17 protein-coding genes are annotated in these 21,864 nt (G+C 60.2%); 5 read left to right on the top strand and 12 right to left on the bottom strand.

The window, feature by feature from the left end:
* Positions 1 to 23 precede the first annotated feature (23 nt).
* The gene (locus tag FGE21_RS06960; protein WP_139662571.1) at positions 24 to 1,061 is read left to right on the top strand and encodes a nitroreductase; all 1,038 of its coding nucleotides are present in this window, start codon (positions 24 to 26) and stop codon (positions 1,059 to 1,061) included.
* Between the two features lie 8 nt (positions 1,062 to 1,069).
* On the opposite strand, the gene FGE21_RS06955 is transcribed toward FGE21_RS06960, so the two are convergent.
* On the bottom strand, positions 1,070 to 1,744 hold the full coding sequence (locus FGE21_RS06955) for a Crp/Fnr family transcriptional regulator (protein ID WP_176695377.1): 675 nt from the start codon (positions 1,742 to 1,744) through the stop codon (positions 1,070 to 1,072).
* A gap of 162 nt (positions 1,745 to 1,906) precedes the next feature.
* Here FGE21_RS06955 and FGE21_RS06950 point away from each other — a divergent pair, with 162 nt between their 5' ends.
* Positions 1,907 to 2,656 (top strand): response regulator, encoded by a 750-nt coding sequence (locus tag FGE21_RS06950; protein ID WP_139662569.1) that lies wholly within the window; start codon positions 1,907 to 1,909, stop codon positions 2,654 to 2,656.
* Here the strand turns inward: FGE21_RS06950 and FGE21_RS06945 are convergent, their stop codons facing one another.
* The 5 genes from FGE21_RS06945 to FGE21_RS06925 all read right to left on the bottom strand — a co-directional run bounded on the left by FGE21_RS06945 (position 2,657) and on the right by FGE21_RS06925 (position 8,480).
* On the bottom strand, positions 2,657 to 4,207 hold the full coding sequence (locus FGE21_RS06945) for a PAS domain S-box protein (protein ID WP_139662568.1): 1,551 nt from the start codon (positions 4,205 to 4,207) through the stop codon (positions 2,657 to 2,659).
* Between the two features lie 331 nt (positions 4,208 to 4,538).
* Positions 4,539 to 5,354, bottom strand: a complete 816-nt coding sequence (locus tag FGE21_RS06940; RefSeq protein WP_139662567.1) for an ABC transporter ATP-binding protein — start codon at positions 5,352 to 5,354, stop codon at positions 4,539 to 4,541.
* The gene (locus tag FGE21_RS06935) at positions 5,351 to 6,400 is read right to left on the bottom strand and encodes a FecCD family ABC transporter permease (RefSeq protein WP_370285518.1); all 1,050 of its coding nucleotides are present in this window, start codon (positions 6,398 to 6,400) and stop codon (positions 5,351 to 5,353) included. The genes FGE21_RS06940 and FGE21_RS06935 overlap by 4 nt, the downstream gene beginning before the upstream one ends.
* Positions 6,397 to 7,464: an iron ABC transporter permease gene (locus FGE21_RS06930; RefSeq protein ID WP_139662566.1), complete on the bottom strand. Its 1,068-nt coding sequence runs from the start codon at positions 7,462 to 7,464 to the stop codon at positions 6,397 to 6,399. The genes FGE21_RS06935 and FGE21_RS06930 overlap by 4 nt, the downstream gene beginning before the upstream one ends.
* Positions 7,461 to 8,480, bottom strand: a complete 1,020-nt coding sequence (locus FGE21_RS06925) for an iron-siderophore ABC transporter substrate-binding protein (protein WP_255731406.1) — start codon at positions 8,478 to 8,480, stop codon at positions 7,461 to 7,463. The genes FGE21_RS06930 and FGE21_RS06925 overlap by 4 nt, the downstream gene beginning before the upstream one ends.
* A 341-nt stretch (positions 8,481 to 8,821) precedes the next feature.
* Between FGE21_RS06925 and FGE21_RS06920 the strand changes: the two genes are divergently transcribed.
* The gene (locus FGE21_RS06920) at positions 8,822 to 10,921 is read left to right on the top strand and encodes a TonB-dependent siderophore receptor (protein WP_139662565.1); all 2,100 of its coding nucleotides are present in this window, start codon (positions 8,822 to 8,824) and stop codon (positions 10,919 to 10,921) included.
* A gap of 69 nt (positions 10,922 to 10,990) precedes the next feature.
* Here FGE21_RS06920 and FGE21_RS06915 read toward each other — a convergent pair whose 3' ends face one another.
* Entirely contained in the window at positions 10,991 to 11,878 is an 888-nt protein-coding gene (locus FGE21_RS06915) for an AraC family transcriptional regulator (protein ID WP_139662564.1), read from the bottom strand.
* Between the two features lie 383 nt (positions 11,879 to 12,261).
* Between FGE21_RS06915 and FGE21_RS06910 the strand changes: the two genes are divergently transcribed.
* Entirely contained in the window at positions 12,262 to 12,942 is a 681-nt protein-coding gene (locus FGE21_RS06910; RefSeq protein ID WP_139662563.1) for a MarC family protein, read from the top strand.
* A gap of 141 nt (positions 12,943 to 13,083) precedes the next feature.
* Positions 13,084 to 13,464: a VOC family protein gene (locus FGE21_RS06905; RefSeq protein WP_255731405.1), complete on the top strand. Its 381-nt coding sequence runs from the start codon at positions 13,084 to 13,086 to the stop codon at positions 13,462 to 13,464.
* A gap of 122 nt (positions 13,465 to 13,586) precedes the next feature.
* Here the strand turns inward: FGE21_RS06905 and FGE21_RS06900 are convergent, their stop codons facing one another.
* From FGE21_RS06900 to FGE21_RS06880, 5 genes are all read right to left on the bottom strand, one after another.
* On the bottom strand, positions 13,587 to 14,993 hold the full coding sequence (locus FGE21_RS06900; protein ID WP_139662562.1) for a lipopolysaccharide assembly protein LapB: 1,407 nt from the start codon (positions 14,991 to 14,993) through the stop codon (positions 13,587 to 13,589).
* Positions 14,978 to 16,072, bottom strand: coding sequence for a glycosyl hydrolase family 8 (locus FGE21_RS06895; RefSeq protein ID WP_139662561.1), 1,095 nt, complete (start codon positions 16,070 to 16,072; stop codon positions 14,978 to 14,980). The genes FGE21_RS06900 and FGE21_RS06895 overlap by 16 nt, the downstream gene beginning before the upstream one ends.
* On the bottom strand, positions 16,069 to 18,411 hold the full coding sequence (locus FGE21_RS06890) for a cellulose biosynthesis cyclic di-GMP-binding regulatory protein BcsB (protein WP_176695375.1): 2,343 nt from the start codon (positions 18,409 to 18,411) through the stop codon (positions 16,069 to 16,071). Before FGE21_RS06890 ends, FGE21_RS06895 begins: the two co-directional genes overlap by 4 nt.
* The gene (bcsA, locus tag FGE21_RS06885; protein WP_370285515.1) at positions 18,411 to 20,744 is read right to left on the bottom strand and encodes a UDP-forming cellulose synthase catalytic subunit; all 2,334 of its coding nucleotides are present in this window, start codon (positions 20,742 to 20,744) and stop codon (positions 18,411 to 18,413) included. Before bcsA ends, FGE21_RS06890 begins: the two co-directional genes overlap by 1 nt.
* A gap of 70 nt (positions 20,745 to 20,814) precedes the next feature.
* Positions 20,815 to 21,480 (bottom strand): hypothetical protein, encoded by a 666-nt coding sequence (locus FGE21_RS06880; protein ID WP_139662559.1) that lies wholly within the window; start codon positions 21,478 to 21,480, stop codon positions 20,815 to 20,817.
* Positions 21,481 to 21,864 lie beyond the last annotated feature (384 nt).

The following is a 21,864-nucleotide window of genomic DNA, read 5'->3' as shown; positions in this document are numbered from 1 at the left end:
AATTCTGTGAGCAAAAGAAGTCAATGCAACGCAAAGACGACGACCCATGGGCGCATCCGCATGCGAATTTCATCACCGGCACGACTCCGGAGCACAGACTTCGGTTTCTCGCCGGATGTGCGATTCTTGCGCCGTCGTTTCACAATACGCAGCCCTGGCTGTTCGCTTCCGGTCCGGATTGGCTTGATGTCCTTGCCGACCGGACACGCGCACTTGCGGTTGTCGACCCCGAGGGCCGGGAGCTGACAATCAGCTGCGGGGCTGCGATCGGAACCTTCGAAACTGCGGCCCGTCGCCTGTCCCTGAACACCACCGTGACCCGATGCCCCGATCCCCACTTTCCAGATCACCTTGCGCAGATCACAGTCGCGCAAGGGCAACCACCTGATGACCGTGACCTGTCGATGTTCGATGCCATCGCAAAACGGCGCACGGACCGCAGCGACTACCGTCCCGGAGACCTGCCTCAGGATCTGATGGCCGAGTGTTGCCGCATCGCTGAAAGCCTCGGGACACGCGTCAGGTTCTTTAGCAATGATACTGCACGCAGAACCCTTGTGAATATGGTTGCTGAGGCAGACAGGATCCAGGCCGAAGACCCCGGTTTTCGCCGCGAACGGGCCACATGGATGCATTTGTCCCGGCGCGAAATCGGGGAAGGCATCTCCGGAGCGGGTTTGCGAACGCCCTATGTTTCTGCCCCCGCCGCCCGGTTGCTGGCCCCGACCTTTGATCAGGACTGCAACACGGCTGCCGTCGATACAACGAAAACAATGGCCGGTTCGCCGACCCTGGCCCTGCTGTCCAGCACCGCCGATACCGTCGGCGACTGGCTTGACACCGGTCGCACCCTCGCACGGATGCTGTTGGTGCTGACCGCCCGAGGTTTCACGACATCCTACCTGAACCAGCCGATTGAAATCGCGGCGCTTCGCTTCGAACTGGGACGGGCGGCGGGCGAGGACAGGAAGCCGCAGATCCTCCTGCGGATCGGCCGCTCAGATGAGATCCCGTCCCCCTCTGTGCGCAGGGCGCTGTCCGACGTCATGATCACCACATGAGCCAATGCTCATGCCGCCATATCGTGCAGCGCCTTCTGATCCAGGACGATGACAGACTTCGAATTCTCCAGCGTGATGAGTTTCGATTTGCGCAGCATGGTCATGGTCCGGCTGACCGTCTCGACGGTCAGACCCAGAAAATCGGCGATATCGGCCCGGTTCATCGGAAATTCAAAATGAGTATAGGCCCCCAGCGACGTGCCTGTGCGCTCCATCAGGACGGACAGGAAAGACGCGGTCTTTTCCCGCGCCGATTTCCGCCCCAGCATCATGAAGTGATCCTGCATGGACCCGATCTCCCTGAGCGCCGCCTGCACGAGCCTCCGGTGCAGCTCAGGATTGCGGTCGCCACTCACCAGATCGGTCACACTGTGGACAACCACTTCGGCGGTTGAAAGCGCGTCGCATTCCGCATGATAAAGCCCATCCTGCGGGAAGCCGACGATGTCGCCGGGATAGCCGAAGGCGATGACCTGACGACGACCGTCCTCAAGCACTTTGGTCAGCCGCAGGACGCCATGGGTCACTTCATAGATATGGCGAACCTCATCGCCCTCGCGGAAGAGGTTCTGAGAGGCCTTCAGGGCGCGGGTCTGGACCGCATTCACATTTTGGCCCCGCAGCGCGCCGCACGTGGTAGGCGCTGGCAAAGTCTCGACATCAGACGCGTTGGAAATATACATGACCGGTCTCCCTGTTCTGTCGGGACGACCTTGACCCGCCATTGTAAGAGAGGAGGCTGCCGGAGTGTAAAGTTTTGTAGTCTTTTGTCATGCCACTGATCTACAGTGCACTTGCGGCATGGTCTGATCATACGCATGGCGCAATTTGCAAGGGGCACCCGGGTGAGTTCAAACACTATACTTATCGTGGATGATGAGCCAAAGGTCAGGCTGCTCCTGAGGCGATGTCTGGAGAGCGATGGTTTCGCCGTCATCGAAGCCGAAGATGAAGCGGGAACCCTCGCAGCGCTGCGCTCTCAGGACATCAGGCTGGTGACCTTGGATGTCAACCTGGGCGGCGAGAACGGTCTCGAAATCGCAAAGACGATCCGGCATCGGTCCGACGTACCGATCATCATGGTCTCTGGCCGCGATGATGTCATCGACCGGGTCGTGGGCCTTGAGATCGGAGCGGATGACTACATTACCAAGCCGTTTCATGTCCGTGAGGTTCTGGCCCGGGTCCGTACCGTCCTGCGCCGCACAACTCACAATGAAGCTGCGCAACCAGTCACGGCTGCCCCGCATGAAACTCCGCCGGATGCAGAAGAGGCCGTGACCTTCGACGGGCTGACCGCCTTTCTTGACCGGTTTGAGCTGGTCGACCGCAACGGAAGCCGGATTGAAATGACCAGCGGAGACTTCCGGCTGCTGGCGATCTTTCTACGCAACCCGAAACGGATGTTGTCGCGCGACCGGATCATGGATTTGCTGCATGGGGTGGAATGGTCTCCGCTCGACCGCTCGATTGACAATCACGTGGCCAAGCTGCGCAAGAAAATTGAACGGGACCCGGCGACCCCGGTTCTCATCAAGACGGTTCGGGGGATCGGCTACATGTTTGCGACCGACGTCAAACGCTCCGGCACATAGCTATGCATCCAAAACGGCATTGATCGCCTCAGCCAGGGCAGTCTGGCGGTAGGGTTTTCGCAGCAGCCGCAGGTTCCGGGCCGAGAGCTTTTCGCCATTCATCAGCTCTTCGGCATAGCCGGACGTCAGCAGAACCCTCACCTCAGGCCGGGTTTCCTGCACATGTTCGGCCACCTCATATCCGGACATGCCTCCGGGCATCACAAGATCGGTGAACACCAGATCGATATCGGTATTTTCGGCCAGCACCGCAATCGCCGCCGGGCCGTGAATGGCCTCCAGCACGATATGCCCCAAGGCCTCAAGGCGCCCTCTGGTCAGCCGCCGGACACGTTCGTCATCCTCAACCACAAGGATCGTTCTTCCGGTCGCGGACTGCAGCGCTGGCTCTGTCTTTTTCTCGTCCGATGGGGCTGTGCTGTCACGGTGTCGCGGCAGGTAGAGATTGACGGTCGTGCCTTTTTTCAGCTCGCTGTAGATCGTCACATGGCCGCCCGACTGCTTGCCGAACCCATAGACCATCGACAGGCCGAGGCCGGTGCCTTCGCCAACATCCTTGGTCGTATAGAATGGCTCGAAAACGCGTCGGATCACCTCCTCCGTCATGCCTGACCCGGTGTCCGTCACAGAAACCTGAACATAGTCGCCACGAGGTAGGCCCAGCTCATCTGCAAGATAGTCCTCATCCAGCGCAACATTGCAGGTTTCGACCATCAATCGGCCACCATCCGGCATGGCATCGCGTGCATTCACCGCCAGGTTCACGATGGCACTCTCAAACTGGGCGGGATCAACCCTGACGACCCAGGGATCGCCGGACAGAACGGTCTTCAGCTCGATCGTCGCGCCAAGGGTGCGCTGCAACATATCCCTGAGCCCGCTCACCAACCCGTTCAATTCCACCACATGCGGCTCCAGCGGACTGCGGCGTGCAAAAGCCAGCAACCGTTCTGTCAGCCGGGCTCCCAAATCGGCAGCCTCCAGCGCCTCCTTGAGCAGGTCGGAGTGCTCGAACGCGCCCATTTGCATCTCCATCAGCTCCAGATTTCCGACGATGACGGTCAACAGATTGTTGAAATCATGCGCGACACCGCCTGTCAGCTGGCCAATGGCATCCATTTTCTGCGCCTGAAGCAGCGCCCGCTCCGCCTCCTTGCGCAACGAGAGATTATGAATGATTCCGGTGTAGTATTTCCGCCCGTTGTCGATGAATTCACCCACGGACAGGTGCATCGGAAAGACCGTTCCGTCTTTGCGTCGGCCGGTGACTTCGCGACCAATGCCGATGATTTTGCGGTGGCCGGTGGTATTGTAGTTGTGCAGGTATTCATCATGCTTGGCGCTATGACTTTCAGGCATCAGGAATTTTACATTCTGCCCCGGGAAATCCTCTGTGTCGTATTGAAACAGCTCCGCTGCGGCCTCGTTGGCCGTCTCGATCACGCCATCATCACGGATGATAATAATCGCATCCACGGCAGACGACAGGATGGCCTGAAGGCTGGCCTCCAGGTTCCCGACCCTGGGTCGCGCGTGTGATCTGTACGCCATGCAATGCTCTCCGGAGACCGTTTCTGCCCGCCACTGGTAAAAAGAGCAACTTGTCCGGAACGGCCACTATGTTCATCTGAAGGGATATGTACTGATGAAATCCCATACCCTGCAAGCTGGAACGCGGGGCAACAGATATTCTGGCGCGGACTGCGGTATGACTGCGGGCTGCTTGTCCGCTCCGCGCCTGATCAGTGCACCGCAAGCGCTTAAATCAGGGGCAGTTTCTCATCTCGCCCGTCACGCAATGAAAACCACAGGCTGCACCCCGGCAGGGCTCAGCCGGGTCAGTTGAGTGTCAGTCGTGGTTCAGACCGGCCTCAGCGGGGCGTCAGCCGGGCTCACCGCTGGCACAGATCCCGTGCCGCCCGATTGGAATCATCATCGGGCGTTGCGACACCGGATCGCGCATCACCCGGCTTTCCAGCCCAAAGACACGCTGCACCAACTCCGGCGTCAGGATCGCCTCGGCAGGGCCTGTCGCGGCCACCTGTCCGTCTACCATGGCCGCCAGCCAGTCGCAGTAGCGCGCCGCAAGGTTCAAATCATGCAATACCATCACGATCGTGGTGCCCCGCTGCTGGTTGAGGTCCCGCAACAGGTCCAGCACCTCGATCTGATGATTGATGTCGAGGAATGTCGTCGGCTCGTCCAGCAGAAGGATCCCCGTCTCCTGGGCCAGCGCCATTGCAATCCAGACCCGCTGGCGCTGCCCACCGGACAATTCATCCACGTCCCGGTCCGCCAGATCGGCCGTCCCGGTTGCGGCCAACGCCGCCGCCACGGCGGTCTCGTCCCGCGTCGACCACCGCGCAAACAGGCCCTGATGCGGGTGCCGCCCCCGCCCCACCAGATCCAGCACGGAGATACCATCCGGCGCAATCGGGCTTTGTGGCAGCAATCCCAGTTCGCGCGCCAGCGCCTTGGGCGCCATCGCGTGGATCGACGCGCCATCCAGAAGCACCTGCCCCCGCGCGGGCTTCAGCAACCGGGAGAGACTGCGCAACAGGGTAGATTTGCCGCAGGCATTGGCCCCGACAATGGCAGTGATCTGCCCGGTCGGAACCTCGAAGTCGAGCCCGCGCAGGACCGCACGCTCTCCGTAGCCGGCGTCCAGCCCGGTCGCCTTCAGGGTCTTTGGGCTCATGACAGGGCTCCTTTGCGGTGGATGCGGGCGATCAGATACAAAAGGTAGGGCGCGCCAAGGGCGCCGGTGACGATGCCCACCGGATAGCGCGCGGGCAGCAGGAATTGTCCGGTATAATCTGCAGCCACCACAAGAACGGCTCCGGTCAGGGCCGAGAGCAGCAACAACGGCCCACCGGCACCGCTGATCCGGCTGGCAAGAGGGCGCGCGAGAAAGGCGACAAAGGCGATCGGCCCGCAGACTGCCGTTGCCACCGCAATCACCGCCACCGCCGACAACACCACCAGGATTCGTGTCTGCGCCACCGGCACTCCAATCGCAGACGCCGCGTCGTCCCCCATCTGCAACGCTGCCAGGGCCCGGCTCTGCGTCAGCAAGACTCCTCCGCCGATCACCAGCGCCGCCAGCAGTGGCCCCACCTGCCCCAAGCTTGCGCCGTTCAATGTCCCGCTCAGCCAGCGCAGCGCCTCCTGCAGCCCCCAGGCCGGCGCTTTGGACAGGCTATAGGCCACAACGCTCTGCAACATTGCCGCGACGCCGATGCCAACGAGGATCAACCGCCCGCTTGCCACCCCGTCGCGCCATGCCAGCACATAGACCAGCACCGCCACGCCGAGCGCAGACAGGATCGCGACGGCGGATACCGTCGGGCCGGAGGCTCCGAAGAACACGATGGCGCAAACGGCCGCCGCGCTGGCGCCGGCGGAGATGCCGATGATATCGGGGCTGGCCAGTGGATTGCGCAGCAGAACCTGAAAGGCGCTCCCCGCGAGGCCGAAGCACATCCCCGCCACAACGCCCATCACCGCCCGAGGCAGGCGCAGCTCGCGCACGGTGAAAGTGTCGCCCGGCGCCCCCTCGCCCAAAAGCACCCGGATCACATCCATCGGTGGCGTCACCGACTGCCCCACCGACAGGGTCAGGGCAAAGCCCACCACCAGCAGCGCAAGACCCAGCAGGGTAAACCGCCACAACTGGCGGACATTGCGCAGGCGCAGTGTGCGCAGATCCCGGATCAGTCCGGCAGGAACGGGGGCCTCAATCACAGGTCACGGATCCTTTTTCTGCGGACGATGGCAATAAAGACCGGCGCCCCGACAAAGGCGGTTATCACCCCGGCTTCCAGCTCGGCCGGACGCGCCACCAGACGGCCTGCGACATCGGCCAATGTCAGCAGAACTGCGCCGCCGAGGGCGCTCAGCGGCAGCAGCATCCGGTGATCGACGCCGGCCATCAGGCGGCAGGCATGGGGCACGACCAGTCCGACGAACCCGATGGGGCCGCAGATGGCGGTGGCCGCCCCACAAAGAAGCACCGCCCCAAGCGCCGCCATCACGCGCGCGACCTGCACCCGCTCTCCCATTGCGGCGGCGGCCTCATCCCCAAGCGCCAGCATGTTGAGACTACGCGCAGACAGCAGCGAGACCACAAAGCCCGCGCCAAGAAAGGGCAGCATCGGCCGGATCGCGTCAAAGGTCGCGCCACCGACTCCGCCGATCTGCCAGACCTGAATGCCACCGGCCACATCGGCGCGCGGCAGGATGATCGCCGCAGACAGGGACCCGAGCGCAACGGATGTCGCCGCCCCCGCCAGCGCCAGCTTCAGCGGTGTGGCCCCGCCCCGCCCCAGGCTGCCGACGCCATATACGAAACACGCAGCCCCGGCCGCGCCGAAACTGGCCACCCAAAGAAACCCGTTCAGTGACTGCATGTCGAACCACGCGACCGCGATCACCACGGCCATGGCAGCCCCCGCATTGACGCCAAGGATACCGGGATCCGCCAATGGGTTGCGCGTGACCCCTTGCATGACGGCGCCGGACATTCCGAGCGCAGCCCCTGCGAGAACCGCCAACACGGTGCGCGGTATGCGCATCTGCACCACGGCCTGCCCCAGCGTGTCATTCAGCCCCTGCAATCCACCACTGATATCGCTCCAACCCACGTCCCGCGCGCCAAAGCCAAGCGACAAGGCCATTACCGCGATCAGGGCCAGCGCCAGAAGTGGGCCGGTGAGCGCAGGCCAATAATGGCCGCGCCGTCGCAGCGCAGGCGGCACGTCGGCACTGTTGTCCGACAGGCCCTTCGGGACAGAGGCCGGGCGCGTCATTGCAGGTTTCGCGCAGCCTCTGCCAGACGCCCGACATAGGTCTCCAGCACCCAGTCGATGGCCAGCGGCGTCGGGTTGGCCCCGGTTCCCATCGGATCATTCGCCATCATGACCAGCGCATTGTTGGCAATCACCGGCATCCGCGCCGTCAGCGGGTTGGTCCGCAAAGCGGCCAGAAGATCCGGCCCCCCATAGGTGACCGCAATATCCACATCATCAAAGTCATCGATCCGCTCGACGCTGATTTCACCGGAATAGCGTCCGGCCTCAGTCGCATCTGCAACGCTCTGGGGGGAGACCATGCCGAGGTCCTCAAAGAATTGCACCCTCAGATCATTGGCGGAGTAGAAGCGGATCACGCTCAGATCGCGCGCCCGCAGATGGGTCACAAACATCGCCCGTTTGCCCCGGATTTCCGGGTGTTTGGCAACTGCCTCGGCAATCTTGCCCTCGATTTCTGCAATCATCGCCTCGCCGTCAGCGGCGCGGCCCATCGCGGTGGAGTTCAGCCGGATCACCTCGCGCCAGGTGGTTGCCCAGGGGCCGACCCGATAGGCCACGACCGGTGCGATCTTGCTGAGGATGTCGTAATCCGACTGGCTGATCCCGGAATAGGCCGCCAGGATCAGATCCGGACCTGTGGCCGCCACCGCCTCGAAATCGATTCCGTCGCCCTCGTCAAACAAAGCAGGCATATCTGCGCCAAGCTCCGCCAGACGTGCCTCGACCCAGGGAAATACACCATTGTCGTCATCATCGCCGAAATTCACCTTGGCAAATCCCACCGGCACCACCCCGAGCGCCAGCGGCACCTCATGGTTGCTCCATCCGATCGCGGCGATCCGCTGCGGCTTTGCCTCGATCACGGTTGTGCCAAGCGCGTGCTCGATCTCCAGGGGAAACTCCTGCGCTTGCGCCGCATGCGTATGGACAAAGAGGGTCAGGGCGATCACCAACGCACTCAGGAAGCGGCCAGGACCGGCGCCAAAAGGGTTCGGGCGGATCGACGTCATCATTTGAGGTATCCTTCAGGGCAATTTTGTTCTCGCGCCCCGTCCGATTTCCACGTCGCAACCGGTGCGTCAACAGAAACGCCAAGCAAAACAGGGTCAACCTGATGGTAAATATGAAAAAACCATAGAAACCAACCAAAAAAGTCGAATTTTACAATACGCCTCTTCAAACGACGCGTAGGCCGTTCATCGAACGAAGGCCTCTGCCGGTCAGCGCCCGCGACACTCCCATACCCGCCAGCGTCCTGACACTCCTGGACCCTTCGCTCCCGCTTTCGCCGCTGCATGGAGCCCTCCGCGCAGCTCGGCGCCAAGACCACCAACAACCTGACTGGGATACCAGAATGAATATTGAACCGCGAACCACCAAAGGCCTGCGCCTGAGCACCCTGCTGATGGGCTGTTCGGCGTTGATCGCCTTCCCTGCCCTGGCTCAGGAACAGGCCAGCGACGACGCCATCGTACTCGACCCGATCTTTGTCCAGACCGAAGACGACAGCCAAACCCTGGTTGCCAGCCAGGTCACCTCTGCCTCCGGGCTTGCGACCGATGTTCTGGACACCTCTGCCAGCGTGTCCGTCGTGACGGCGCGGGAAATCACCCAGCGCGGCGCGCAGACCATTGAACAGGTGCTGAACTATACCTCCAGCGTCGTCACCGACTACTACGGTGCGGACAATCGGTTCGACTACTTCCAGATCCGCGGATTTGACGCCTATACCTATCGCGATGGGCTGCGTGTCGGCGCGTCTTTCGGCGGCATGCGCGAAGAGCCCTATGCCTTTGACCGGGTCGAAGTCGTAAAAGGTGGCAACTCCACCACCTTTGGCGTCTCCGATCCCGGCGGCTCGGTGAACTATGTCAGCAAAGCTCCGAAACAGGGCAAGTATGGCGAGGCCTATCTTTCCTTTGGCAGCAATAGCAAAAAAGAGGTCGGCTTTGATTTTGGCGACGATCTGAACGACGAAGGCACCCTGTCCTATCGTCTGGTTGGCCTGCTGCGCGATGCGGAGGCAGAATGGGATTTTTCCCGCGATGACGAAACCTATCTGGCCGCCAGCCTGGCATGGCGCCCAACCGAAATGACCAGTCTGGTGTTCAGCCTCGATCAGTTGAACCGCGATTCAGTTCCCGGCGGCGGCGGTCACCCCATCGGCACCGACTACGAGGCCAGCCGCTATTTCGGCGAGCCGGACTTCAACTACCGTGGCATGAACCGCACCACCGCCGCGCTGAAGTTCGACCACGAGTTCGACAATGGCCTGAAACTCGGGGTGTCTGCGCGCTACACCGATGTCACCTCTGACTTTGGCTATGTCTACCTGGATGACCGCGGCAACTATGCGCCCGGCGCCACTGTGGTGGATCGCTTTCTGTTCGCCAACGACTCGGCGGGCAATGATTTTGTGATCAATGCCAATCTGCAATATGACACCAGTTTCGGGGCAGTGGAAAGCCGGAGCCTGCTGGGCGTGGAGTTTGCAGACAGCACCGAAGACAGCACCAGCTGGTGGACCACGGTCACCCCGATGGACTACACCAATTTCAGCTATACCGGTGGTGGCTATGATCTGACCGCCATCGCGCCCTACCAGAGCCGGCGCACCGAACAGACGACCAAGAGCATCTACCTGCAGCAGGAGTTGACGTTCAATGATCGTTTCATCGCCAATCTGGGCCTGCGCCACGACAAGGGCGAAACCACACAGACCAATCTGTTCGATGGCAGCGTGAGCTCGGGCGAATACGGCGAAACCACGGCCCGCGCCGGTCTGACCTACAAGGTGACGCCGGATCTGTCGGTCTATGGCAGCTACTCTGAATCCGTTGTCCCGGCCAGCCTGACGGTTGAACCGGAACGTGGTCGCCAACTCGAGGCTGGCGTCAAGTATCGTCCCGCCGGCGGCCGTGCGTTGCTGACTGCGGCGATCTACGATCTGACCAAGCACAATATGACGGTCACCAACCCAACGACTCTGTTGGAGGAAACCATTGGCGAATCCCGCGTGCGCGGCATTGATCTTGAGGCCAAGGTGGACTTCTACCGGAACTTCTCGATCATTGCGGGCTATTCTCATCTGGACTCGGAAATTGTCGACGATGGCGACGGCAGCAACGACGGCAATGAACTGCAGTTCGTGCCAAATAATGTCGGCTCGCTCTGGGTGAACTACACGCTCGATGGTGCAGGACATCGCGGCGACATGGTGTTTGGCCTCGGCGCGCGCTACACGGGCACAATGTGGTTCGACAATGCCAATACCCGTGAGGGCGACTCCTTCACGGTGCTGGATGCCTCCTTCTCCTACGATATCCGCGAGAACACGAATTTGCGGATCAACGTCACCAACCTGCTCGATGAAAAGCATGTGACCGGCGGGATCGGTGCCAACTGGTATTCTCCCGGCCGCACCATCAGCGCAAGCCTGACTCGCAGCTGGTAACACGCCCCTGCCCGACCGCCAGCCGGTCGGGCACCCGCCGGGTCTGCAGCGATTTATGGCCGCCCGGATTTATCTCTCCAGCAGCCTGCGCCAACTGGCCGGGGTATGACCGGCCACACCGCGAAAAACCTTGGTGAAATGCGACTGGTCCGAAAAGCCGAGCCGGGCGGCGATTTCCGCAACGCTCAGATCCGTATCCCGCAACAATCGCTGCGCCGTGTTGATCCGCTGCTCCTTCTGCCAGCGGAGCGGGGTCTGGCCGGTGGTGTTCTTGAACACATGCGAGAACCAGCTCTCTGACAACCCGACCAGCCGCGACATCTCGGAGATCGACATTCGGTGCGCGCCGCGTTTGTCAAAGCCAGCCCGGAGTTTCATCATCTGGTTCTCGGTCAACCGCCCCGTCCCCTGCGGCGGCCTGTGCAATTCCGCCCTCAGAGCGGCGAACACCATCGCCCCCGCGAGCGCCTCAAAATACAAATCATCATGGGCTGAGTGGGAGATTTCGGAAATCAGCAGCTTGGCCAAGGCCTCGACTTGCGGTGATCCATGGCTTCCAATCATCCGGCCGATCAGATCCTCGGCGGCATCGTCCCCCAGAGAGGGGGCAAGCAACTGGCGCAGCCAACTGACATCGAAATGAAGGTCGAGATGACGAAAGGTCAGCTCTTCGCAGAAATAACTGCTGAGGGATTGCCCTGCCGGCACGAACAACGCCTGAGGAACGGAGCGTCCGACCCGGGCTGCCTCATCATAGCCCTCGCATATTTTGACGCAGGACATATCGTCGAGAAACACCATAAGGCGCGGCACATCCGACCAGTAGGATCCATGGGCCCCGACCCGGCTTCTGGCCTGCCAGTGGATTCCCAACAGACGTTCGCAATAGCGCCACTTCGCGGGGACGGTGACCTCGATCCCCACCGTCTCACCCTGAAAATTCTGAATTAGCCCCACCGCTGAGCCCCCGCTTTCGCTCGTCAATTCACACAACACCACTTGGCTGATGGCATGGCTTACGCACCTGATCTGCCGATCCGGGGACAAGATGCGATGACGGCGGGCTTTCAGCGAAACTGCGCTCGGATCGTACAGGTGACGAAGGGCACTGTCCACTTGCCTCGATCGATTTAAAAGGCGCGGTTTCTGTCTGCAGGGCGCACACTGTACGCAGCTTGTAAATGAATTGTGATGACACACAGCAATTCCGTACGGCAGGCATTTGTAGACGCCTGAAACATTCAGGTATAGTGCCTGCGAACCCCTTGTGGACCGAATGCTTTTTCCGATTGCTTCGGGACGTGAGCCCCCCGCGACAAAGAACACGACGAAAGGGTGCAATGACACTATTTTCTATCGACTGGGCGCCTCTCCTGCGCGAGTTCATTACCCTTTTGGTGGTGATCGATCCGGTGGGAACGATACCGGTTTACCTATTTGCCATAGCGAGCGTCCCTGCACATCTGCACCGCAGGTTCGCCCTGCGCGCGGTTGGTATCGCGACTCTGGTGCTGTTGGCTTTCCTGGTCGGTGGACAGGTGGTACTGGAAACGCTCGGCCTGCGGCTCGGCTCTTTCCAGATTGCCGGAGGGATCATCCTGTTCCTCTTTGCGCTGTCCATGATCTTTGGGGTCTCCAAGCCGCAAACCGAAATCGCAGAGGCCGAGCGCGACCACCTCTCGGGCGCTGTGTTTCCACTGGCAATGCCCTCTATCGCGTCACCCGGAGCGATGCTGGCCATCGTCATCCTGACCGAGAACAGTTCCAATACTTTCGCGGAACAAGCCACGACGGCAGCCCTGCTGGTGCTCGTTCTGGTCCTGTCGCTCGTTCTTCTGCTTGCGGCACATTTTGTCCATCGCCTGATCGGAGACACTGGCGCGTCGGTGATTTCCCGGGTCATGGGTATCATTCTGGCGACGATCGCAGTCGACGCCATTCTCGGCGGTTTCAATACGCTCAATATTCTGGACGTGGCGCCCCCCGAGAACCCCAGTCCCCTGAGTGAGGCAAAAGAATAATTCGCTGGCAGTCAAACCGGCGCTCGATGCCGCACAGGTCGTTTCACACAACCGAAAGAAGCTGTCCCTTTGCAGCGACCCATGACGTCGGGCGCTCAGCCATGATACAGTCAAGGCGGAAAAGTCGACCCAAGGAGGGACATGATGACACCGGCAATCGGGCGGATCGTGATCTACACCCATAGAATCGACCAAATGACCGACTTCTACGCGCGTTTTTTCGGCTTTTCGGTGATCCGCTCGGAAACGGATCGCATTGTCGAATTGTCCCCGCAAACCTCTGGGCTGACGATTCTCCTGCATCCTGCGGCCTCGAAACAAAAAGAGGGGCAGGCATTGGTGAAACTGGTATTTGACGTGCAAGATGTCGAAGCCTTCTGCGCCACGGCGCGTTCCAAGGGCCTCAACTTCGGGAGGGTTCATCGGGCGGACGAATACTCTTTCGCCAATGCAAAAGACCCCGCAAAGAACTCCATTCAGGTCTCGAGCCGGGCCTTTGTCAGGGGATCACGGCCGACATGAGGGGCATGGCAGATATCGCCGCCTGGCCCGCCTGCCAAGGGCCCGATGACCCGAATAGCTAAAACCGGATCACGCCCCGGACGGATACACCCCCGGACGGGCAGGTTGCCGCAGTCCTGAGACTAGTCATCGTGAAACAAGCCAAGCGCCTTGCGGGTTTCGCCGGTCGCAAGTTGATCATGCAGCTTTTGAAAGATCTGACGCGCCCTTGGTTTGTTGCCATTGTTGTAATAGGCATAGCCCCGCAACACCAATTGCTCCCGTGTCATGTGGCCATTGATCTGCTCATACGCGTCCCAATAGGCAATGGCCCTGCCAAAGTCGCCCTGTTTGTAGGCCCGGTTGCCACGTTGATCCAAAATCTGCCGTTCCACATTCACCCGTTGCTCCCGGGTGAACCGGGTGTTGGCGGCAATCCGCGCCGCGTCGTCTGGCATATTCAGCTTCAGAAAGGCCAGCGACATGCCGAAACGGGCGTCGCGTTTTGATGCCCCGGACAGTTGGGCCTCCGCACGTTTGAAGGCGTTCAACGCCTCCATCGGGCGATCCAGATTGTGGACGCACCACCCATATGCCATCAACCGCTGTGGTGAACGGGAAGAGGCATCTGACGGCCTGCAGCCGCCTGATGTCTGCCGGACCGGGGCGGATGCGGCAGGGCCGGACGCGGGGGCTGGTGCAGTCGTCCGTTTGGCCGGCGCCGGCCGCGTCCTCGGGCGCAGCCGCTCACCGCCTTCGCTCCGCAGTGCCAGATTGCCGACCGGAGCGCCCCGCCCCGCCAGCAGACGTTTCTGCAGAGTGACAAAAGTGTCCTGCTCTTCTGGAAACCGGGCAACGACAATCGAGACCAGCTCGGCAAGTTCCTCATTTGAGGTGACCGCATCCGCTTTTTCGATGGTTGCAAACAGATCGGTTGTCACGTTGCAGGAATTCAAAATCGCGCGGTAGGTCGTCAAGGCGGCACTGTCGGCCTGTTGGGAACCCTGAATTTCAGCAATGCGCCAGGCATTGTTGATGCGGTCACACTGCAGCAGCCCGTCAATCGAAGTCGCGATCTGCAATGCCTCATGGGCATTGCCGGCATCCAATGCCAGATCAAGCGCCATCTGGCCTTCCGCGAGGGTCAACAGACGGGTCATATCATGCGGCGGCGTCCAGTTCGGGTAGGCGGATTGGGCCTGCACCATCAAACGTCGCGCCAGGGTCAGTTCGTTGTCGGCGATGGCCTTGTAGATGGCATCGATTTCCGAGGCGGGTTGAGTAGCTGACAGATCATTGAGATCCGTCGGCGGAACCCAATTGGGGTATTTGCTTTTCAATCTGCGCAGCTCTGCTTCTGCCGATACCTGATTGCGCTGCTGGAGATAAAAGACAAGCGCCTGCAACTCGCTGGAATTCGGGGTCCCGCTGTCGATCTGCGACGCACCAGGGGATTCTGCTGCGGTCTGGGCCGAGGCAGGTTGACAGACCCCGCTCAGCAGAACGAGGAGCAGGACGACAGGTTTGATGGTGTTCACAGCGGTACGCATTGGGGATACTTTTCAGACTGGATGACAAGGGTCATCAAATGCAATGTAGCAGGATAGTAGGGCTGATCGCGAGAAAACGCAGGCATCGCCGCGCCGACATCTCTGTTTGCCGCACAGACCGACAAGGCAGCGATCGCCCGATACCCGGGATGGCTGCTGCTTTCCAGAACCTCTCCCGTTTCACGGTCAAAGACGACTCCCGTGGCATCCGCGGAGGACGTTGAAACTGCGGCGATATAACGACGGACCGATGGAGCGGCGGGCAGACCGGACCATACCGCATAAAGCGGAACGCGGATCGCCTCGTACCCTGACCTGGACGAAAACAACTCTGGCGGCGGGGTCCAGCCGGACGGGCCAACCTCGATCCAGTCTGGCACCATCCCGGCCTCGGCAATCGCCATAAAGAGCAAATCGGAATCATCTGCGGCCTGGGCCAGGGCGTCTACGCCGGTCATGACGGCAAGTTCGCGCATGGCGCGCGGCATGTAGTAGGATGGGTTGATGATATAGCTGCCGTCGCGCTTGAACCCCTCTGCGCCCGGCAGGAACAGAAAGCGCCCCTCGGCGCCCGGATCCGGCACAACGCAAAGCCGGACCAGATCCAGAGCAATCTGCAACGCACGTTCGGCAAAGTCCGGACGGTCGTGGCGCGCGGCCATTGCCGCCAGTGCCCAGGCATAGAAAAGGTCGCCGTCGCTGGCGTTGTTGGTATCGGGGACAGAGGGCGTCTGGTCCGGAAACCAGCGCCAGGCCAGCAAAGCATCCGGACGGATGGCAAGGTGGTCCTCGCTCCAGCGAAAGATGGTCTCAAAAGCCGGAAGATCGCCAAAAGCGGCGGCCAGCGCCAGCCCGTATCCCTGCCCCTCGGAATGGCTCGCGTTGTCCTGATATCCGTCAACAACCCGCCCGTCCGGCTGTAGATATTGCGATTTCCAGACTTCCCAGGATGCCTGCAGCGGATGATCCGGCGACACCACCCCGGCAATCGACTGGACTGACAATGGTTGTGCAAAAGCCGGAGCCTGTGCTCCGGTCAGGACCGTACTCAGCAAGGCCAGAACGTCTCTGCGGTTCATTCCTTGCTCCCTGCTCTTCTGGTCATCAGAGTGAACCAGATCGCGGGAAAGACCGAAAGCAAGGCGGCCAGCAGGATCAACCCGGTGAACGTCAGGGGCGACCATGATGCGTAATTGCCCATCACCGTGCGAAAATTACCCGGCCTCAGCGGCTCCAGAAGGCGGGGCCGGATATTGGCGGACCAGCTGTCCCAGCGACCGTCCGCGCTCAGAACCGCGACCTGACCCAAGGTGTTGCCCTGCGCCTGCAGCCGCAGCAGACTGACGCTCCGGGCCAGATCCGTGGGCGAAATTGCCGGAGTTGCGATCAGCCACAGGTCTTTGGGCCGGATCGGATCGGGTTGCAGCAGCATGGCGACACCCGCGTGGTGCTGCATCCATTCCGCGAGGCTGATCTGGCCGGGGAAGATAAACTCCGTGATCTTGCTCCGGGCCTGCTGAACCGCGCTCGCGCCGAGACTGCCGAGGCTGCGTGCGGCCGGAGCCGGGCTGTTCGCGGTCCCGCTTCTGCTGCTGTCCGACTGTGCAAGCCTGTAGGCTTCGGTGCTTTGCCCATTGTCCTGAGCACTGTCCCGCGTCGCCTGCAGCAGCGATGCATCCAGCGGAGGGGACAAGGTGCGCAGGATCATCTGGCGCGTCAGCCCGGCGCTTCGGAACGGCGTCATCGCGATCTTGTCGAGGCTTGTCAAATGCAGACGGGGCCGCAGGTTTCCGGATTTGAGCGGACGGATCGTCGCGTTGAAGGCAAGTGTCGCTTCCTGATTTTGGTCTTCGGAGAACAACTGTGGCGGCAGCACCAGACTGTCGGGACCGAGCTGGTAGAGCGCGGAAGACATATCAAACTTGCGCATCTTGGGGGAGGGCGGCACATCCAGCGAACTACTGGCAAGGATAACCAGCAGATCCGTATCCCGGGGCGCGCAGGGCAATCCGGGTGGATCCCCGGGTGCTATCATCTCAAAGGTAATGCTGTTGACACCGGGATGCAGAAGATTGGCCAGGAATCGAATTTGCAGAGGCGGTCGGATACCGCCGCCATTGCGGTCCAGCGGCAGCAACTGGATGGATGTTCCGTTCGCCTTGACATTCAGCAGCGCACCGGCAGGCAGATCGGCAGAAAACCCGTAATTCAGGTTCAATGTCGCCTTTTGAGAGGCCAGGAGCAGCCAGTCCTGTGGCAGAAAAAACGCGACATCCTTGATGAAGAACCGGGTATTGCCCACGATATTGGGCTCTCCGAGCGAGGCCAGGGTATTGGGGTGGCCCGGAACCACGGTTGGGAGATACGGATCGGGTTCTGCTGCGGGAAGAATATCACTCAGGTCCGGCAGTTGACCCTCGCCGTAGATCACCTGAAGAACGATCGCGCCATCGGCCCCCCGCCGGAACCCGGCCTGAGGCGTTGCCGCGTTGACAAATGCAATCCGGGCCAAAGGCGGGGGCGTGCTCCGGCTCTCATAAAAGGAGGACACATTCACCTGCGGCACACGCGAGAGACGGGCAAGCAGCGGCTCCAGGACCCGGCGCGTCAATTTCGGATCGGGTGTCGAGTCCGTCAGGACCTCGATCACACCGGTTCTGGCAACCTGCGCCTCAATCGCGGCCAGAAATCCGGCGGTATTTTCCTGCAGATCATCGCGCCCCGCGAGCTCGATGCCGCTTTGAGACAGGTCAATTTCGCTCCACAGGGCGAAAGAGGCCTCAGGCCCGCAAAACAGTCGATGGGTCTGCTCGACAGTCAGCCGAATCTTGTTCGTACCGGTTTTCAACCCCGTTGCGGGCACCACAAACCGGGAAAATCCGCTGAAGCTGTCGAGCGTGATATCACCTGCATCGGCCCCATTGATCGACACCCGCAAACGGGACCGATCGGGCAACAGATCAATGCTTGAGCGCAAGGACAGAATGAGATCGGTCGGTATCCTGGCGACATCAGGGACGGTGATTGTGAAATCACTTGTGACTGTTTCTCCGGTGAACCGGAATATGCCGGACGTCTGTAGGCTACCGCCGATTTTGACCGTGTCGTTCAAAGGCGACCGGGTGGCACGCAGCGGAATAAGGACGGGCGCCGGAGGGATATTTTCCAGCTCTCCATCGACAGAAACACCGATGGGGTCCGCAACAGGATCCACAACCGGGTTCGCAGAGAGGGGGCTCAGATCAACCGTCGGTGAGGTCGTGTCCAAAGGGGCTGCAGCCTCGGGTTCATCGGATTGATTGAGTCTTTCAGGAGCGGTCAGACGAACTGTCGGAACGATCTCTTCCAGTTCCTGTGCCACAGCTGGCAGCGCCGTCAGGACAAACAGAACAGGCGCAAAAGCACGGAGAAGCCGCATCAAACTGCCCCCCTCGGTTCGCCTTGAGGGGGCCTGGCTTCGGACTGGTGTTGGCGGAGCCATTCGTCTTCCTTGAAATCGGCACCAAAAGCGACAAGATGCGCCGGCGGCATTTCGGGTTCCGGGTTTTCAGCGGCTCTGATCCGGCGCGCAGGTTCCCGCAGGAACCGCAAGCAGGTATGCGGCAGCAGTTTCAGGCTCAGCCAGAAAACGTAGAACAACCCCGCTATCAGCCCCTTTTTTGCCTGGCTGGCCCGGCGGATATCCAGCCAGTTTTCGCTGGACCCGAAGATCAAATAGGCAACCGCCTCCCGGACTTCGATGGGCTGCTCTGGCAGGTAGAACACACCAAGCTCCTGGCCGTTATTGTCCTGCTTGACGTTTTTCACGACCGCCTTGATCGATCGCTGAAGGTGGCGGGCCTCCGGAAAATGGGGTGTCAGGTCCACCATGTCGCCCTCGGCAGGCAAGCGGTTGCCGGTGCTTCCGCCCACGGAACGGGTCAATTGGATGCGCGCGCCACCCGTGGAGCAATCAACGATCAGGCCCGGCACGTCTTCGTCCCCAGAGCCCTCCCAGCGCAGACCTGCACTGGCTTTGGTATCGACCCGAATGGCGGTCCGGCGTTGCTTGGTTTCCGCAACGGCCGCCAAGGACAGCGAGACGAGCAGGAAATTGAACACGGCCCAGGCACCGACGACGGCCAGAACGCTGTGATCGCCCGGAAAGATCTGCCAGCGGATCACCAGAGCGACAACGCCGGCAGCCATCAAGACGAACAAGCCCAACAGCGGTTTATACATGTTGGAAATATGGTCGTCGACGAGGGTCTCATCCTTCGCCGTCACATTGAACTTTGCACCGCGGGGTTTGATCAGCGTCTGTATGATGGCTTTTGCGAGATAGGGCGCCTGTGCGACCTCGTAGATCTCCGAGATCAGAGGCCAGCGATATTTGGCGAACAAAGCGTTCTGAACGAGGAAGCTGATTGCCATGTAGCTGAGCACGTAGACCATCGCGTCATTGAAGGTCGCGACGAACATTTCGACGCCAAAGAACAAATATGCGAGCGGCGCGATGAGGTAGACCAGACGGACCATCGGAAACAGCCAGAAGGCCATCGAATTGATGTAGCAAAGCCGCTGCATCAGGGACAGCCCACTGCGGAACAAGGGGTTTTTCAGCACCAGCATTTGCATCATGCCAGAGGCCCAACGGCCGCGCTGCTGAATGAATGAGCTGAAGCTTTCCGGCTGCAGCCCTCCGATCATGGCCCGATCAAGATACAAGCTGCGCCAGCCGTTGGAATGAATTTCCAGCGCGGTTTCTGCGTCTTCAGTGATCGTCTCTCCGGCAAATCCCCCGACGCTGTCGAGTGCTGCTCGACGGATCACCGCAGCGGATCCACAGAAGAATGCACCTCCCCAACGGTCCAGTCCCTTGTGGATCATGCTGTAGAACATTTCGTTCTCGGGCGGACAAATCAGACCAAGGTTACGCTGGATCGGATCTTCATTTATGAAGAAGTGCGGTGTCTGCACCAGAAACAGCTGCGGGTCCTTCACGAAGTAACCCACTGTCCGGGCGAGGAAATCCCGGGACGGAACGTGGTCGGCATCAAAGACGACAACAAGATCGCCATTCAGGTTTTCCAGTGCCGCGCTCATGTTTCCGGCTTTCGCGTGAATGTTGCGCGCGCGTGTGGAATACTTCACGCCCAGCTGCTCGCAAAGCTCTTGCAGCTCTTTGCGGCGTTTGCGCGCGTTTTGCGCCATGTCCGGGTCATCGGAGTCGCAACGCTGGTCGGTCCCGCCGTCGTCACAGAGAACCACCGTGCGCTTGTCGTGCGGATAGATCATGTTTTTGGCGGCCGACAGCGTGACGCTCAACATTTCGATGGGCTCATTGTAGGAGGGCACCAGAATGTCAACGGTCGGCAGATCCTGCACATCGACTTGCGGTGGCTGCGCTCTGGATGTCGGGTCCGCAGTGATGAACGCGTTGAGGAAAAACACCAAAATGGAGTAGGTTTCCGTTGCGAACAATATCACGGCCAGCGTGAAGGACAGGTCAACCCCAGGATCAGGCAGGGTCACCGTCAGACGCCAGATCCAGTAGCGGAACACAATCATGCTCCCGATCGCCATCAGCGAAAACCGTGCGATAGTGTTGGTCGCGAAAGGTTTGAGTGCGGACACCAGAAGGACCGCGACAATGCTCAACAGCCCCTGCGCCGCTGCAGAGGCAGGCAAGGACGCCAACAGCAAAGCGGGCATCGCCAACGACATCCAGAAGACAAGCATCAAGAGGCTACGGAAATAACGTTTCTTCAAATTTCTGACCTCTGCCTCATGGAATTACCCCAGTTTCGGCTTCGTGTTTGATCGTGCCCATGCTGGCACGCTAAAAAGGCGAAGGGCCGGCCAAAGGTGACAACATCAGACTGTCAGAGGCCCCCCTCCCATTGAGTGGATAATACCCGACATGGGCGGCTTTGATCGGCTCCAGCGCGACCTCCGCACTCCCCCTGACGCAGTTGCGCAACAATATGTCCATAACTGCGTGGTTGCCCGGAATTTGCCGCTGGACCTGTGTCACCCGACGCATGGCCAAAACGCATGTTGAATTGCCGCTGATGGCCTTGCTTGTCCAAATATAGGTCCCGAGACCGTCCTCTGTCGCGATCATCTGTCCTGCATCAAGTGCTGTAAACGGCGTCGGCAGCCCGCCTGCGCGTTCGATAAATTCGTCGAACATGAAACGGCCTTCGACAGTGCGCGCCCGGATGTGAATATAGTTCTCACCGCCCATGAGCGTGTGGTTCTTCAACCCGATACGTTGGTCCACACTATCGCGAAGGTTGCGCTGAAGAGTGATCAACGTGTCAGGAGTAGAGATCCACGCTTGACCATTCGGGACAACATTAAAAGTCGTTAGATCCTCGGATTCTTCGAGTTCAAACGGAATGGGAAAGACGTCACAGCCCGACAGAAAGAGCGCCCCCAATACGCCCAAAATCATACAACGGAACGCAGCTCGAATGCGCTCAGAAAGCAGCCGGGAAGACATAGATATATGCGCCTGTACTATTTCCACCGTGATGTATTCACAGCAATTTGTTTATAGCATCTCTCCCTACAGGGTCCACGTCGAGGTCACAAAAGAATTTTGGCCGCAGAGCGCATTTTTAGGCATCCGTGCAATAGGGATACACCGTGACGCCAGAAGCGAATTCACCTGACGGCACTTAACCATATGAAAGATAGTTAAAATTTCGTTAAGCGTGCTATATTGGCGTTAATAAACTCCCTAAAGTTGAATTTCGCCCATTGATCAACCGCGTGCCCGGAAGAATGACGCGATCGGCTATTCTGTCGCGCAACGGACGCTCGGAATCGGGCCTAGGTCGGTGCATCGCTCTGCCGCCCTCGGAGCGCCCCTCGGGCAGGATTT

It is taken from the genome of Phaeobacter sp. B1627 (assembly GCF_006265095.1).
Taxonomy (GTDB): Bacteria; Pseudomonadota; Alphaproteobacteria; order Rhodobacterales; family Rhodobacteraceae; genus Epibacterium.
The sequence above is the reverse complement of the archived record's forward strand: the minus strand, read 5'-3'. Positions and strand labels throughout refer to the sequence as shown.